The 15,726-nt window shown below is 44.3% G+C and carries 13 protein-coding genes; 7 read left to right on the forward strand and 6 right to left on the reverse strand.

Annotation, left to right across the window (positions count from 1 at the left end; translation table 11 throughout):
• Position 1: 1 nt before the first annotated feature.
• Positions 2-364: a response regulator gene (locus tag EXM22_RS00190; RefSeq protein WP_246157046.1), complete on the forward strand. Its 363-nt coding sequence runs from the start codon at positions 2-4 to the stop codon at positions 362-364.
• A gap of 19 nt (positions 365-383) precedes the next feature.
• On the opposite strand, the gene EXM22_RS00195 is transcribed toward EXM22_RS00190, so the two are convergent.
• Both EXM22_RS00195 and EXM22_RS00200 read right to left on the reverse strand, forming a co-directional pair.
• Positions 384-3,140, reverse strand: coding sequence for a response regulator (locus EXM22_RS00195; protein ID WP_168203253.1), 2,757 nt, complete (start codon positions 3,138-3,140; stop codon positions 384-386).
• Between the two features lie 48 nt (positions 3,141-3,188).
• A complete protein-coding gene (locus EXM22_RS00200; RefSeq protein ID WP_149484569.1) occupies positions 3,189-3,383 on the reverse strand; it encodes a hypothetical protein in 195 nt (64 codons plus the stop codon).
• A gap of 248 nt (positions 3,384-3,631) precedes the next feature.
• Here EXM22_RS00200 and EXM22_RS00205 point away from each other — a divergent pair, with 248 nt between their 5' ends.
• A complete protein-coding gene (locus tag EXM22_RS00205; RefSeq protein ID WP_149484570.1) occupies positions 3,632-5,230 on the forward strand; it encodes a methyl-accepting chemotaxis protein in 1,599 nt (532 codons plus the stop codon).
• Here EXM22_RS00205 and EXM22_RS00210 read toward each other — a convergent pair.
• The 4 genes from EXM22_RS00210 to EXM22_RS00225 are packed head-to-tail and all read right to left on the reverse strand — an operon-like array spanning position 5,227 to position 8,588.
• Positions 5,227-5,847, reverse strand: coding sequence for a histidine phosphatase family protein (locus EXM22_RS00210; RefSeq protein ID WP_149484571.1), 621 nt, complete (start codon positions 5,845-5,847; stop codon positions 5,227-5,229). The genes EXM22_RS00205 and EXM22_RS00210 overlap by 4 nt on opposite strands.
• A 12-nt stretch (positions 5,848-5,859) precedes the next feature.
• Positions 5,860-6,189 carry a cupin domain-containing protein gene (locus EXM22_RS00215; RefSeq protein ID WP_149484572.1) on the reverse strand — a complete coding sequence of 110 codons (330 nt, stop codon included), beginning with the start codon at positions 6,187-6,189 and terminating at the stop codon, positions 5,860-5,862.
• A 27-nt stretch (positions 6,190-6,216) separates the two neighbouring features.
• Positions 6,217-6,612, reverse strand: a complete 396-nt coding sequence (locus EXM22_RS00220) for a hypothetical protein (RefSeq protein ID WP_149484573.1) — start codon at positions 6,610-6,612, stop codon at positions 6,217-6,219.
• Positions 6,613-6,623: 11 nt separating this feature from the next.
• A complete protein-coding gene (locus EXM22_RS00225; protein WP_149484574.1) occupies positions 6,624-8,588 on the reverse strand; it encodes an AMP-dependent synthetase/ligase in 1,965 nt (654 codons plus the stop codon).
• A 252-nt stretch (positions 8,589-8,840) separates the two neighbouring features.
• On the opposite strand from EXM22_RS00225, the gene EXM22_RS00230 reads away from it, so the two are divergent.
• From EXM22_RS00230 to EXM22_RS00250, 5 genes are all read left to right on the forward strand, one after another.
• On the forward strand, positions 8,841-9,494 hold the full coding sequence (locus EXM22_RS00230; RefSeq protein ID WP_149484575.1) for a site-2 protease family protein: 654 nt from the start codon (positions 8,841-8,843) through the stop codon (positions 9,492-9,494).
• Between the two features lie 193 nt (positions 9,495-9,687).
• The gene (locus EXM22_RS00235) at positions 9,688-9,933 is read left to right on the forward strand and encodes a BON domain-containing protein (RefSeq protein ID WP_168203254.1); all 246 of its coding nucleotides are present in this window, start codon (positions 9,688-9,690) and stop codon (positions 9,931-9,933) included.
• 319 nt (positions 9,934-10,252) lie between these two features.
• The gene (locus EXM22_RS00240; protein WP_149484577.1) at positions 10,253-11,494 is read left to right on the forward strand and encodes a PAS domain-containing protein; all 1,242 of its coding nucleotides are present in this window, start codon (positions 10,253-10,255) and stop codon (positions 11,492-11,494) included.
• 38 nt (positions 11,495-11,532) lie between these two features.
• A complete protein-coding gene (locus tag EXM22_RS00245; protein ID WP_149484578.1) occupies positions 11,533-13,008 on the forward strand; it encodes an NAD(P)/FAD-dependent oxidoreductase in 1,476 nt (491 codons plus the stop codon).
• 265 nt (positions 13,009-13,273) lie between these two features.
• Complete coding sequence (locus EXM22_RS00250) at positions 13,274-15,703, forward strand: T9SS type B sorting domain-containing protein (protein WP_149484579.1); 2,430 nt, start codon at positions 13,274-13,276, stop codon at positions 15,701-15,703.
• The last annotated feature ends 23 nt before the right edge of the window (positions 15,704-15,726 follow it).

Below are 15,726 nucleotides of genomic sequence, written 5' to 3' on the forward strand. Positions count from 1 at the left end.
TATGAAAACAGTTATGGTTGTAGATGATTCAAGAGCTGTCAGGGAATCCCTCAAGTTTTTCTTAAAAGAAGAGGGGTATTCTGTTCTTGAAGGACAAAATGGTCAGGAAGGATTGGAAGTCCTTAGTGAAAACGATGCGGATCTGATTCTGACAGATGTCAATATGCCCGTTATGGACGGCTTGACTATGATCAGTGAGGTCAGGAAGACGGAGAAGCATAAATTCACACCCATTTTGGTTCTTACCACGGAGTCTCAGCAGTCTGTCATGGAAAAAGGACGTGAACTGGGAGCCACAGGATGGATTGTAAAACCCTTCAACAACGAGAAGGTCTCCAAGGTCTTAAAAAAAGTACTTGCTTGAAATATACCCTGGGATACAGTCACTGGTTCATCAGTCTGGAAATGGCATCATTCATGTCCTTGAGGCTGTAAGGCTTTTGAAGGTACACGATATGATCGTTCTTCAGAATCTCATGCAGCTCATTCTTGGGACTGTAGCCGCTTGATAAAAGTATAGGCAAATCGGGTTGGATCTCGGTCAATTTCTGATAGGTTTCCAAGCCACCCATCCCGGGCATTATCATATCAAGTATAATCAAATCGAAGGAAGATTGAGTCTCCTTGAAGGCATGGATGATTTGTTTCCCTCCCTCAAAAAGTGCGACCCTATGACCTGCTTCCAGGAGGGACTGGCTTAAAAAGTCCCGGATCATCTGTTCATCATCAACAATGGCAATTCTTAGAGAGGAGGGGACGATTTTCTCCTGCTTGGTTCCTTTGACCCCGTCATTATAAGGCAAGGGTATTTCACAGGGGAAGTAGAGCTTGAAGACTGTTCCTTTCCCAACCGTGGTCTGCACCGTCACATTGCCGTGATGATCTTTTAGCGTACCGTAAACCATGGCTAATCCCATTCCGGTTCCCTGTTCCTCTTCTTTTGTTGTGAAAAAGGGTTCGAATATCTTGTCCCTGACCTCTTTGGTCATGCCTTCCCCGGTATCCTCTATGGAAACCACAAGATAGGGGCCCTTTTCGATGGAATATCCCTGTAGGGCAACCATTTTATCATCTGCCATGATTTTTTGAGTTGAAATATACAAGGAACCCTTTCCATGCATGGCATCCCGGGCATTCAAGGCTATATTGAGAAGTGCATTCTGGATCAGATTCGGGTCTCCCTGGATCGTAGAGTCTTCAGCCATGTCGGTAAAGGAGATGAAGACCTGTTTCTCCAGGGTGTGTGACAAAAGATCAATCAGCTCTAGGATCAGATCATTCATATGTACGTTTGTTATTTCTTTTTTGCCCTTTCTACTAAAGCTCAAGAGTTGTTTTGTCACTTCCGAGGCTCTTTCAATGCCGTCATGCAGCTTTTTGGCATACCTTTCCAGCCTGGGGTCAGTTATGCTCTGAGTCAGAAGATCGGCATACCCCATGATTCCAGACAGCTGGTTGTTAAAGTCATGAGCGATGCCTCCCGCCAGCTCTCCTATGGCCTGCATTTTCCGGGACTGGTTGAGCTGCTCCTCTTTTGTCCGAGCTTCGCTGATATCAAAGGCAATGCCGCCTATCAGTCTTTTTCCATTACTCAATAGAATGGGGAAATGGGTTAGTCTAATGAGAGTGCATGAATGGGATGAAAGCAACTCAATTTCATATTCGAAGTCCTCGGAAAAAGACTGTCCGGTCAGCAATCTTTGATCGGCTTCTCTTATCATTTCAAGTAATTCAGGAGTCTTGATAAAATCTTCTATTTTTAGAATTTCCTTTCCCTTGTTTAACATGGAAAGAGCTGTGGTATTGGCATAAATATAGGTCCCTAGTGGATCTTTGATATAGGTTCCGGCAGGAATATTATTCATGAAGCTGATGAATTTCTCTTCACTCTCTTTGAGAGCATTCTCCATCCTGATTCCGCCAGTCAAATCAACACCTAAACAGATCATCTCCTTAGGCTTGCCTTCTCCGCCGGAGATCCTGTCAAAGGACCACTGTATATGAAAACTGTTTTCCCCGGTTGTTATTTCATTGATGAGTTCTGTCTGGGCCAGAGTATCCGTATTCATCAGATTATTCAAAGTTAAACCAGGGGGAAGGAGTTTGAGATCAAATATATTTTTCTGCAGAACCTCATACTTTCTCAATCCCAGGAGTGAGAGCCCAAAATCATTGCAGAAAAGGATCGTCCCGTCAGAGCTGATGCGCAGGATGATGCTTTTCAATTGCTGGACAAGAGATCTGTAACGGGATTCCTTCTCTTTTATTATCTGGGTCCTTTTTTTGATGAGTCTTCTAAATAGATTGTTAAAATATAAGATGAGGAGGATGAGGGATAGGGTTGTGGCCAGAAGTCCTTTCATCCAAAGGGGGATTCTTTCCTGCCTCAGCTCTTCCGGGGCCATCCAGAATCTGACCGTTTGATAATAAACTGAATCCTTCTCTTTCTTCCATTCCCCAATAAGGGTATCGATGTCATTGAGAAGGTCGCTATTTTGTCCGTCCTTGCTGGCAAAGTAGATGGAGAATGGAGAAAAAAGGATATTTGTCTCTATCAGATCATATTCTTTAAGGTGATGAATCCCAAAATAATGGGGTGCGACTCCCGCATCCACTTCGCCTTCCTCTATGGCGGTCATGACATCATGATGGGTTGGGTATACTACCGGTATGTATTGTATCTCAAGAGAAGACACTGTTGTGGCCAGATTTCTGCCGATGATATCATCTTTCATGATTCCCACAGTTTTCCCATGGAGATCAGTGATTTTTAAAATTTGACTATCAGCGGTTGTAAAGACTTGTCCCAAGATGTTTGTAATGGATTCACTAGTGAAATCCATGGTCCGGGAGCGCTCATTGGACCAGGCGATGGATGGCATCAGGTCAATCTCATCATTCTGCAGTCGTTCAAGTCCTTCGCTAAAGGTTCCTTCGATATAGCGTACTTTCCAGCCTGCATCTTTCGCTATTTCATCTATGAGAGAAGGGTAGAGACCGGAGGGTCTCCCCTGGTTATCAATGAAGTTCATTGGTTCAAGGGAAAACATACCTATTCTGACTTCCTTTGCAGTGGTCTGTCCATAAAGGCAGTTTAAAGAGATCACAAACAGGGCCAGAGAAAGGTATTTGAATTTCATATTGTGATTCATTATAGACTATCTCTTGGCAATTAGAGGAGGCTAATACTATTCTTTTTCTTCTATATAGTCATTATTCCGGGAGATATCACCGTTATCATCATCTAAATTTGAAGATTCATCATCAATTTCGACTCTATTATTCAAAAGCAGATTTTTACAAGATGGGCAAATTCCATGGGAAATGGGGCCCTCTATTGAGTCGTCAATGATATGACCACACCAAGCGCATTTTATTATCATTCTAAGGATAATAATTGATATTGATAATTATTATCCATATCAATTAAAATGTTACTGTAACACATTCCTTCTGTTTCCATGAATATTGAAGTATTCTTATTTCCTGGCTATGAATGTGAAAAATACTGGGGATCGATGAAATATAATGCTGGAATAAATCTCTGTATCCGTTTATGCTATATCTTACCAATAAAATATAGAAATATACAATTGAATGAATATGTCAAAAGAATCGTTTAGGAGTCCTTATGGATTTACTCTCATCAGCATATGAAAGTGCCAGCTATGAAGTCAGAATGAAGGCTTCTGTTAACTTCCTAATACAGTTGATTGTTACTGTGCTGATGATTCCTCTGGGAATCATTCAGGTTTTAGAAGGTCGTATCACTACTGCGGTAGTTCTATTTATTCTTTCCTTCCTGTTTGTTTTCACATTGATTTTGTTGAAAAAAGGTCATTTTGATCTTTCGTCCTATGTTTTCTCTATCTCGATGATGCTCCTCCTCATTTTGTTTACATGGCTGAACGGCTATAAAGGGGAACGATCTATTTTCCAGTATGCCTTGAACCTGCTTTTGGCCTTGCTCATCGCCTCATTTCAAATCAGAAACAAAAAGCATGTACAATATTTGGGAATTGCCTCGATCCTGTCCTATTGGCTGTTTGTCCTTTTTGTAATCATCACCGGAGCCTATAAAAACTCTGAAATTACACTCATGAATCAGTTGTCCTCTGTTTCCTTTGTGTACATGGTGTCTGCCTTCATTATTATCTCCAATAAAAATATCTTCTATATGGTTACCGAAGATGTTCTAAATAAATTCAATGAAAGTGAAAATCACAGTCGGCGTATGATCTCTCTGGTAGAAACTGTGTCAAAACAGATTGACCGAGCCGTTGGTTTAAAAGAGAGTGCAGAAGAAACGGGGATGGCAGTGACTCTCATCGAAAACAGGGTGGAGAAAATCCTGGAATCCGTTGAGAATCTTAAGGGTGGTTTTTCTAACACAGGTCAGGCTCTGGAGGCCATCGGTAGTAGTTTGGATGAGCTCAAGGATAAGGCTCAGGATCAATCGGCCAATGTCGCAGAATCCAGTGCGGCCATTGAAGAGATGGTCGCTTCCATTAAGAGTGTGTCTCAAACCATTCAGGTCAGGAAGAAGAATGTCGAAAGCCTGCTCCTTACCTCCCAAAATGGTGAAGAGGTCATCAAACAGACCGAGAGTTCCTTCAATGGCGTGATCGACCAGATTAGTACCATCCGGGATATGACCAGCCTTATCAGCGGTATTGCCGCTCAGACGAACCTCTTGGCCATGAACGCGGCGATTGAAGCGGCTCATGCCGGAGATGCGGGACGGGGGTTTGCCGTGGTGGCTGATGAAATCAGAAAGCTCGCCGAAAACAGCTCAGGAAATGCCAAGAAAATTTCTGAAAATCTAAAGACCATGATCAATTCCATTGAAAAAACCGGTTCTCAGGTCAAACAGTCTGGAACTTCCTTCGGAGAAATCCGGGAAGAAATTGATTCAGTAGTTCGAGCCATGGATGATATTTATTCCAGCACGGAAGAGTTGAACACGGGAAGTACGGAAATCCTGCGTACCACGACCAGTCTGAACGAACTGACAAGCAGTGTCATGGAAAGTGTGAATGAGGTAGCTCAGGACAAGAGCACCATTGACACCAATCTGGCGAGAAACAAGCAGTTATCCATAGACTTGGGCCATGTTGCGGAAGACATTAAACGAGATTCTGATGAAATCAGAGTCTCATCAGATAAGGTCCTTGATATGGCCGAGACATTGGCAGAACAGTCTGAGACGCTAAAAAAAGAGATTGTCTAGGGGTTGTGAATAAAGTCTTTGCTGTTTCCCAGGAGCAGTGACTCGATGGAATGTTCCACACCAAGCCCTTTATAATGGACCTTCCATATTTCTCCATTGTTTGGAAATCCGCTGGGGTAGGCCGGGAGTGTATTTTCCAGGACTGCCCTGATTAGACGGAATGTCACAGCATGGGTCACGATGAGGATATTGTCCTGACTTTCGGGATCGAGGGAGGCAAAGAATGACTGAACCCTCCGGGCAATCATTTCATAAGACTCTCCGCCACCTTGAGGAATCCAGTTCCATCTATTCTGAGTGTTCATTTCGTAAAGGGGTTCTTCCTTGACCTGATCATAGGTCATCCCCGAATATATCCCAAGATCCTGTTCTGACAGGCGTTCATCCTCTTCGCACTCAATACCGAACACCCTGGAAAATGAAGCGGCTGTTTCTATTGCCCTGACCAAGGGGGAAGAGATGATCCTCTGAATCGTTACGGACTGTGAGAGCTGTGACGCGATGAGGTCTGCATCCGCTTTTCCTGCCTTAGTGAGAGGAAAGGGAAGGCGGCTGGCCATAATCCTTTGACTGTTCGCTTCGCTTTGGGCGTGTCTTATCAGAAATAAATATCCCATTTTCTTTGCCTCTCAAAGATGGGGGGCACAGGCCCAGGCTGTGACAGATTGGATTGTTCCTATGTTCACTGTATAGTGGGGTTCTCCCTGTGGAATTAGGATGCAGTCTCCTTTCTGCAGTTCATGAACTTCATCCAGGCCGGTCAGGTGGACGGCAATATGCCCTTCAATGACATAACAGGTTTCATCTGCATCTTTGTGACCCTTGTCCAGGCAGGCTTTCTGTCCGGGAAGGAGAGTGCTCGTAGCAAATATAAGCTTGTCCGTATGGCAGTAGACCTTGGTGAATTCATCACCTTCCAAAAGATTCCTTGTATCGTTATATCTAATTACTTTTGTCATAAAAATTCGCTTCTCCCCATAATTTTCCTAGGATTCTAAGTCATGAATCCTTTTCTCAATGTTGATCACTTTTCTGTCAATCTGGTTCACCTTGTATTCAATGGAATTGAGTATCCAGAATTGAAAGTGATTCACCTTGTGGGCGCTGTTCATCATCCAAATGATTTTGATTGAAAGGAACAACAAGCCCACTTCAAGAGAGACAAAGGACGGTAAAAAATGAGTGGTCAACTCCAGTATAAAAAATCCCAACACCACCACGGCAAAAGCCATGTTTATCATTTTATCTCTGCGGGCAATTTTTGTTCCGCCCAGGCTGCCCAGGATCTTCTTAACCCGTTCTTTCTCCTTTTTGAAGTCATCAAGTTCTTGGATGAGCTCTTTCTCCATCTCTGTCAATGGTCTCTTTTCTTCTGAAGTCATACACTATCCTGTTATTTTTTCTTTTTTTTAACTTTTTTTCTAATCTTGTCGGTATCTTCATTGAGTCGGTTTAAGAGAGACTTATATTTTTCTTCTATGAACTGCCTCTTTACCTTAAGGGTCTGTGTGAGCTCCTTCCCAATGGAAAAATCATTCCGGACAGGAAGGATCTTCGTCACGAATTCGAAGGGTTTAAATCCCTGCTCTCTTGAAATGAGCTGATTGACCTCTTTCATGATGACCTCATAGATATGATCCTGCTCAATGGAGTCTTTACCGCTCATTTGAACTTCAAAGTCTTGTAGTTTCAATTCCTGAGCCAGCTTCATCAATTCTTCTTCATTCACGGCCACAATGGCCGACAGCTGTTTCTGGTCCTGCCCAAAGACGACGGCATGATCTATGAATAGACTCTCTTTCATCTTATCTTCTATGGGTTCAGGTTCCACGTTCTCACCGCCCATGAGGACAATCGTATCTTTGGCACGTCCCACGATGATTACTTCTCCATTCTCAGAACGAACAGCCAGGTCTCCCGTGTTCATCCAGCCCTGATCATCCAGCACGGCTTTGGTTGCCTCAGGATTCTTATAGTACCCCAGCATGACCTGAGGACCTCGGGCGAAAATGATCCCTTTTTCCCCTATATCGGTTTCACTGCCATCGGCTCTCCGTATCTGTACTTCCGTGTTGTCAAAAGGAACTCCTGTGGTCCCAAATGTATTGCGTCCAAAAGTCCTGGACAGAATTCCCGGGGCACATTCTGTCATACCATAGGCATTGGCTATATTGATTCCGATAGAGTTGAATAGTTCATCCAGATATTTGGGAAGGGATCCTGCTGCAGAAGTCGCACCTCTAAGATTCCCACCTACTTTTTCTCTAAATGGTTTGAACAGGACCTGTGCCAGAAGGTGTCCGGGAGTCATGCTGATCCAGCGGCAGAAATGAAATACCATGGCGGCTCCTTTGTGGAAGGAGGACCGTTTTTTCAGGGATATATAACATCCCTTCATATAATTTCCTGAGCTCAGATACATTTGATTAATTTTGATGAATGAAAAAATCAGATACCTCTTAAAAGCAGGCATTTGGCTTATGGTTCTGATCATTTTCTGATAAATGGATTCCCAGATTCGTGGAACGGATATAAGAATCTCTGGCTTTTCTTTGATGAGATCCGAGGCAAAGCGACCCGCAGAGGAGTAGACCAGGGTCAGAGCTGTGGATAAACCGCAGTATTCAAAGGCTCTCTCATAGACATGCCAGGAGGGAAGCATAACTACTGTCTTCTCCTCCTTGGAGGAATCTATTTCCAGTCGGGGAGTGTTGGCCACCACGTTTTGAATAAAGTTCCCGTGTGTCAGCATCACACCCTTAGGATTCCCTGTTGTTCCCGAAGTGTAGACAATGGTGACAAGGTCATCTTTGTTAATCTCCTTCATCAGCCTTTCGATCTGAAGAGGCTCCTTTTCAAGTTCTGATTCACCGGCTTTTAGAACGTCTTTGTAATAGCAGGTCTTGCCTGTTAATTCATCAGGAAAGGCTTGATCATCTTTACAGTCCAGAATAAAAATCCTCTTGCATTTCTCCCAGTCTTCCTTTGTGAAAATGGGTAAGAGATCCTTAAGCTGTTTTTGATTTTCGAGTATGATAAATTCCGAGTCTGAGTGATTATAAATGAATTGTACTTCCCGCGGTGTCGTGTCTGATCCTCTGGGAACAGATACAGCTCCCAGGGCCATAAGAGCCATATCGGTAGCCATCCATTCATAGCGGTTATTCATGAAGAAGCCCACATGGTCTTTTTTTCTTATGCCAAAGTGTTCAAATCCGGCAGTCAGAATCCTGATATACCGGGCAAATTCTGCAAATGTCAGGCTGTGTGTTCCTGACTTATCTGTGTACTTGTGTGATATTCTATGAGGGAACTGTAATGCTGTTTGAAAGGGTATTTCCAGAAGGGAATTGTACATGGTATCGTCCTTTTTACAAAAAGTGATTTATCCTATTTTATTACTTTGTCGTAAAGACAAAATAAAAAACCACTCCATCTATTTTAATCTGAATTCGTAGAAAGAGACAGGATATATATTCCTTTTTTCTCCATCTTTTCTGTAGCTGTATTTAATCCTGTGGTATGATTCTGTCTCATATTGTTCTCTCCATGACTTCTTGAAATTGTTTTTTTGTGAGACGATGACGCTATTCATCTAGGAGGAATCTTCATGATTTTCGAGCTGTCCATACAGGAGATTGTTTTCCTGGTACCCATATTGCTATTAAGCCTGTCGGTTCATGAGTTTGCCCATGGATGGGTCTCTTCCCTTTTGGGAGATAAGACTCCCCGAATGGAAGGACGCTTGACGCTCAATCCTCTGCGGCATCTGGATCTTTGGGGGACGCTGATGCTTCTGACTGTTGGTTTTGGATGGGCGAAGCCTGTTCATATCAATATTGACAGTTACAAGAAAAAATATCAGGGTCTGGTGATGACTTCTCTGGCAGGTCCTCTCTCTAATCTGCTGATTGCCATCGTTTTTACCTTTTTTCTCAGAATCATCATTATGACAGAATCTTTGGCATTTTTGCAGGTTGGAGCCGTGATTACGGTCATCCAATATGTGCTGATAATCAATGTTCTCTTGTTTGTATTTAATTTGATTCCAATTCCGCCTCTGGACGGGTCCAGAGTGATCACGGCCATTTTCAATAAAAAGCAGAATTTCATAATGAATTATAATCGTTTGGGAGTCTATCTCCTTCTGGGTATTTTATTGATCAACCGTGTGATGGATGTGGAAATTCTTCCCATCGGTCGCTTGATGGGCGGCATACTTACTCTGATGATCAAGCTCATTATTCCCGATATAGCCGGATAGGTTTTTCGTTTCAAGAAAAGGCTTTATCGTGGTTTTATGATTTCTCCGACATCAAACTTGCCATTCTGGCGAGTTTGATGACTCCTAAATACAAACTTTTCATAAATCTGATGATTCTGATATTTAAATAACGCAAATTCAACTATAATGGTTCATGCTCCGAAAAAATTCAAATGGAGTAAAAGGAAAAAAAATGGCTTCAAAAATGGATACGCTCAAGAATAAAATCATGGATGCTATTAAGGCTGATGCCTCAAATATCGTTACGACGGGTATGTTGGTCAGTGTCGTCAAGAAAGGGAGTTTTTTCGCATCGACCATGGAAGTTCAGCTTTCCGGACGAGTCGATCTCAAGGGAGATGTTGAGAAAATTGGAAAGATTGCCACTGAGGTAGCAGGAGGTACTCCTGTTGTAAATTCTCTTCGTTTCAAAGCTTAAGCGCTCTCTTCCGGTCCAGATTTATTCTCCGGACCGGAATAATCTTCATCTGCGACTGTGGTATCTGCTCCTCATTTCATCCCAGTCGAGCTTTCACTGCGAATATGATAAATAGGGCAGACTGGAATTCCCAATGACAAGCTCCTTTTGTCTTCGTTTTCCAAGTTTTGTCTGAATCCAAACATATAACAATCGGGCATCCTGGGCCGCTTGGCAAAAACTTCTCAAAGGAGGCTATATTTTTTTATTTTATGATATTAAAAAACAGCATTCTGAGGCAAAATATTCAATATCAGAAGAAATTGGGGGGAGCTATACCATGAGTGAAGGATTGAACAGGGAGAATCCCTTGTATGACTACTTGAAAGCTTTGTATGAGGGAAATCGGAGTCGTGAGGGATACGATCAATACAGTTCCCTTCTAGAGACGGCCACACCCTGGCAGGTCAATATGGCCATTGATGCACTCCTGAGAGACAGCAGTGATTTCAGCAGGATCGAGAATACGGTGGCCCGGTTCATACGAGCCTGCAGCAAGGGGCTCGATGCACAGCCCCCAGTTCTGGTCGAAAAAGATCATTTTCTGGCACACCTCCTTGAGGAAAATCAAGCATTGACAGCCCATAAGAACAGCTTGTCTTCCCTGTTTAAGGACTTCAGTACATCCTTCACTTCCACCGGCCCCAATGCAGATTGCAGGGATAGACTTTTGGAAGAGTTGAGAGCTCTTGCAGAAATTAACATCCATTACCAAAAGATCGAATACCCTCTGTCATCCGCTCTGGAGGACTGTCTGTCCGAGTACAGATGCACAAAGCTGATGTGGCACATCCATGATATTGTTATCACGGGACTCAAACAACTGATCCTTGAACTGGAGCTTTCTACCCGGGCTGAGCGGGACTGGAAAGAATTCAAAAGGGTGTTTGGCGATGTTTTTCTGAAGCTCTCGGCCATGATATATCGGGAGAGGTATATCCTTTTTCCTGTAGCCCTCAGAGCTATCCCCCAGGAACGATTTATGAAAATGAATCAGGAGCTGCACGACTTTGGCTCCTCCTTTGGTGTTGCCATTCCGGAAGGGACCATCAGGGATACCACTGTTGTCAAGGCAGATGATAAACCCCAATCCACCGACACCCAGGACGGAGACAGCGTTGATCTTTCCGTGGGGAAATTGCTGCCCTCCCAAATTGACTTGATGCTTAAGAATCTTCCTCTGGATATCACCTATGTGGATGAAGAGGACAGGGTTCGGTATTACAGTCAGGGCAAGGAAAGGATCTTCCCCCGTTCTCCTGGCATCATAGGGAGGGATGTTCAAAATTGTCATCCCCCCAGCAGTGTTCATGTGGTTCAGAATATTGTCGATGATTTTAAGGCCCGGAGACGGGACTCTGCAGAGTTCTGGATTCAGATGAAGGGACAATTCATTCATATCCGTTATTTTCCGCTTTTTGAAGGAGATACTTATAAGGGTGTCATTGAAGTCAGTCAGGATATTGCCCCCCTACGGGCCCTGGAGGGAGAGAAAAGGCTTCTGGATGAAGATTCTCTTTGAGACTGGATTGGGAATATAAATACAAAAGGAGTTCATCCATGGAGACCGCAGATGTTCTGATTATTGGCGCTGGCGTCGTTGGCTGCGCCCTGGCACGGCAACTGAGCCGGTATAAGTTAAAAATTCTCCTCCTGGATGCATCAGACGATGTGGGGACTGGGGCGACAAGAGCAAACTCCGGGATTGTCCATGGAGGATACACGGCAAAGGCCGGAACCCTTAAAGGGGATCTCAGTATCAAGGGAAACCGGATGTATGATCGGCTTGAACAGGAGCTGAACTTTGGATTCAGAAGGACTGGTTCTCTTGTTCTGGCCTTTGTACCCGAGGATTTGATCACCCTTCAGAAATTGCTCGAGAACGGAGAACGCAATGGAGTCAGAGGATTAAAAATCCTTTCGGCGGAAGAGGCTTTGAAACACTCCCCATCGTTGAATCCCGATCTGGCCGGAGCCTTGTACTGTCCGGAAACGGGAATTGTCTCTCCCTATGAATTTTGTATTGCCCTGGCTGAGAATGCCATCGAAAACGGTGTCTCTCTCCATCTGAATACTCCTGTTCATTCCATCCTAAAAGAAGAAACTGGATTTTATGTCAAAGGCAATGATAGGGAATTCCGTTCCACTTTTGTAATCAATGCCGCCGGAGCCGGTTGTGCAGAGGTGGCCGGCCTGGCAGGGGCTGCTGATTTTTCTATTCTACCTCGGAAAGGGCAGTATTTGCTTCTTCGCCGGGGAAGTGCCGATTTGATGAACCTTGGTATGGTGATTTTTCAACCGCCCACTGAGAAAGGAAAGGGCATTTTGGTAACTCCCACGATCTGGGGGAATCTCCTCATTGGTCCAAACGCTGAAGAAGTTCAGAGTTCTGAGGACCTTGGCACCGATCCGGAGACCCTGGCATCCATATTTAAGACGGCCTGTCTCTCGGTTCCCTCCCTGGATCCCAAGCTGTCCATCCGAATGTTTTCCGGAATACGACCCCGGGGGGATAGGGGAGACTTCATTATTGAAGAGTCCTCAGTGGAAGGATTTTTTAATCTGGCCGGCATAGAGTCTCCGGGGTTAACCTCATCACCGGCCATTGCTCTTAAGGTTGAAGAGCTTCTCAAAGAAAAAGGACTGTCTTTCTCTCTCAAAGACGATTTTAATCCCCATCGTAAACTCCTGTGCACTCCCGGGGACCTTAAGGCTCCGGCCCTGGCTGCCAAGGAGGCTCAGCGTCCCTATGGAGACCCGGAGCGCCTGGTTTGCCGTTGTGAACAGGTGAGTGAGTCGGTCCTTAAGGATGCTTTATCCAGGGGGATTCCCCTGGGCTCTCTGGATGCCGTCAAAAGGCGGACACGGGCAGGCATGGGGGCTTGTCAGGGAAGGTTTTGCGGACCCAGAGTGAAAGAGTACCTGATTCGGGAACAGGGGCTGAATGAATCGGGAATCCCAGGGCCATCCCGAGATCCGCAATGCATCAGAGAGACCCTCAATCGGGTCTTAGAGATTTTAAATGTAAATTTTTAAATCAAAAATAATTATAATCTATCTATATTCATCAGAATCCTTTGTTTCTCAAGTGGAATAAAACTAAAATTAAAGTTGGATTTTCTGCAAAACCACCTCTCATCTTTTGGGGCTCTTTTCTAGTAATTTCGATATGGTTCCAGGTTATTCCTGATTATAAAAAAATAAGTTAAATAAACAGTCAGATATTGTAACTATTGATATTGATTTTGTTATGAGTACAGGGTATACCCCTGTTTATTATTTTACCTACTAAGGTTGGTTTATGAAAAAAGTGAAGATGACTCTCATTTTCGGTTTACTTGTTTGGGGGCTTTCTGGATGTGCTACATTTGAAGGAAGCATCCCCCTCGAGTCAGAAGGGAAAGATCTGTATCTCTCTCCCAAAAACAATGACGGTATCATGGATACCGTTTCTATTCCCATGAATATCCCTGATACGAAGGGGCTCAAGATTCAGGGGTATTCTATTGAGATCCGTTCAGCCCTGGATGATGTTGTTTATTCAAAAACCTTCAAAGACGAACCCGGGGGGATTCTCAAGAGGAAGCATCCGGTGATTGTCCCGGGAGAAATTCTCTGGGATGGGAAAACTTCAGATGGAACATGGGCGGCCGATGGGACGTATTCTTTGACTGTCAATGTCAATGATTATAAGGGAAATACCGGTTTTTTCGGCCCTGTAAGGATCATTGTTGATAACACTGCACCCTATGCCCAGCTCTACTTTCCCTATTCCATATTCTCTCCCAACGGAGATGGCAGTCAGGATTCTCTGGATATACATCAGCAAGAGGCCAGTGCTGAGGCTCTTTGGGTCGGTACAATTAAGGATAGTAACAACGAGCTGGTCCGGACATTCCGATGGAGTGGGGTTCCAGCTCTTTTTTCATGGAATGGCAAGACAGAAAATGATGAACTGAGCCCTGAAGGTTCGTACTCATACACTCTGGAATCTATAGATGAGGGCGGCAATAGTTTCCGTTTGGGCTATGATCAGATTGTCATCGACAACACCGCTTATCCTGTTCAGATGAGACTTTTGAGCGCTGATCAGTTCAGCCCTAACGATGACGGCGTCATGGATACGGTTCGTATAGAGGTAGAGGCTGCTGAAAGATCCAGAATCAACTCATTGAAACTGAAGATTATTAATGCTGCTGGGGACCTGGTTAAGGAACTGAAAGAAGAGTCTCCGGGGATTTATGTCTTTGACGGTAAGAAATCTGGGAAAACTCTTCCCGAAGGGTACTATTATGCCGGTCTGGAAGTTCAGTATAATAATGGAGCCCTCCAAAAAGCCGTATCGGGAAAGCTCAAACTAGATTTGACCGCACCTACTGCGGTCCTCAAAGCCTCTCTTCCCGTATTTTCTCCCAATAATGATGGCCGGAAAGACTCGGTTGAAATCTTTCAAAGCAGCAGTGCTGAGACTGTCTGGACCGGACAGATCATGGCCGATAAGAGGGTGATTAGATCCTGGAAATGGAATGAACGGGTTGTTCCTGTCCTCTGGGACGGACTGGATGCCTCCGGTCTTCTTGTCGCTGATGGTCTTTACCAGTACAGGCTCAATGCCACAGATGCCGCAGGAAACTCAGCTGTCTTTCTCTCCAGTCTCTTTTCTGTAGACACAAAGGCGACTCCTGTTCAACTGACTCAATCCATCAATGTTTTCAGTCCCAATAGCGATGGTCATTCGGATGTTGTCATGTTTTATCCCAGACCCCTGGTCAAGGAGGGCATCGCCTCCTGGACCTTCTCTGTTCTTGATGAGTCTGAAACCCGGGTTTTTAAGGTCTCAGGCATGAACAGTCTTATTCCCGAGACCATTTCCTGGGATGGACGAAATACGGGGGGGGCCATCAGTGAAGGACTCTTCCGAGGAGAGTTGGAAGTTGAGTATATCAAGGGAAATTATGAGAAGAGAGGGGCCGTTCCAGCTGTCAGAATTGACCTGACCGAGCCGGATATTAACCTTTCTACATCAAAACTGCCCTTTTCTCCTGACGGAGATGGTGAGAGTGATATTCTGACAATTCAAATAGATCCCCAGGACCCTTCGGGTATTGAGAGTTGGTCTGCAAGGATTCTTGACCCTGCAGGATCATTGTTCTTCACACTCAATCCCATGAACTTCATAAATGGTTCCTATCTTTGGAATGGAAAAGACAAGAGGGGTGAGCTGGTTCAGTCTGCCTCAGATTATATTCTGGAAGTTGAGGCCGTTGATGGAGTCGGGAATCGTAATTCTGTGAAAAAGACAATTCCCATTGATATTCTGGTTCTTAAAGACGGTGATAAGCTGAGGATTAGTATCTCAAGCATCTATTTCAAGCCATTTACAGCAGATTATCTTTCCATCGACCCGGAATTGAAGAGCCGTAATCTGAAAACTCTGGATCGTCTGGCAGAGATTCTTATGAAGTACGGCCAATACAATATTCAGCTGGAAGGGCATGCCGTCCGTATCCTGTGGAAAGATGAGAAAAAGTGGATGTCTGAGGAAGAAGATGTCCTACTACCTCTTTCCAGGGAGAGAGCCGAAACAATCAAGTCTGCCCTTGTTCAAAGAGGTATTCAAGCCGCGCGCATGAGTAGTATGGGGTATGGAGGTTACAAACCTGTGGTTCCCCATAGTGATGAACAGAACCGATGGAAAAATAGGAGGGTGGAGTTTATCCTGATTAAGTAATGTAAGGGGTCAAAAAGTACCGG

Source organism: Oceanispirochaeta crateris (genome assembly GCF_008329965.1).
Classification (GTDB): domain Bacteria; phylum Spirochaetota; class Spirochaetia; order DSM-2461; family DSM-2461; genus Oceanispirochaeta; species Oceanispirochaeta crateris.

Coding starts and splice junctions, on each gene's coding strand:
- EXM22_RS00240 (WP_149484577.1), top strand. CDS start 10,253: ATGAGTGAAGGATTGAACAGGGAGAATCCCTTGTATGACTACTTGAAA.
- EXM22_RS00220 (WP_149484573.1), bottom strand. CDS start 6,612: ATGACTTCAGAAGAAAAGAGACCATTGACAGAGATGGAGAAAGAGCTC.
- EXM22_RS00215 (WP_149484572.1), bottom strand. CDS start 6,189: ATGACAAAAGTAATTAGATATAACGATACAAGGAATCTTTTGGAAGGT.
- EXM22_RS00245 (WP_149484578.1), top strand. CDS start 11,533: ATGGAGACCGCAGATGTTCTGATTATTGGCGCTGGCGTCGTTGGCTGC.
- EXM22_RS00230 (WP_149484575.1), top strand. CDS start 8,841: ATGATTTTCGAGCTGTCCATACAGGAGATTGTTTTCCTGGTACCCATA.
- EXM22_RS00200 (WP_149484569.1), bottom strand. CDS start 3,383: ATGATAATAAAATGCGCTTGGTGTGGTCATATCATTGACGACTCAATA.
- EXM22_RS00190 (WP_246157046.1), top strand. CDS start 2: ATGAAAACAGTTATGGTTGTAGATGATTCAAGAGCTGTCAGGGAATCC.
- EXM22_RS00210 (WP_149484571.1), bottom strand. CDS start 5,847: ATGGGATATTTATTTCTGATAAGACACGCCCAAAGCGAAGCGAACAGT.
- EXM22_RS00225 (WP_149484574.1), bottom strand. CDS start 8,588: ATGTACAATTCCCTTCTGGAAATACCCTTTCAAACAGCATTACAGTTC.
- EXM22_RS00195 (WP_168203253.1), bottom strand. CDS start 3,140: ATGAAATTCAAATACCTTTCTCTGGCCCTGTTTGTGATCTCTTTAAAC.
- EXM22_RS00250 (WP_149484579.1), top strand. CDS start 13,274: ATGAAAAAAGTGAAGATGACTCTCATTTTCGGTTTACTTGTTTGGGGG.
- EXM22_RS00235 (WP_168203254.1), top strand. CDS start 9,688: ATGGCTTCAAAAATGGATACGCTCAAGAATAAAATCATGGATGCTATT.
- EXM22_RS00205 (WP_149484570.1), top strand. CDS start 3,632: ATGGATTTACTCTCATCAGCATATGAAAGTGCCAGCTATGAAGTCAGA.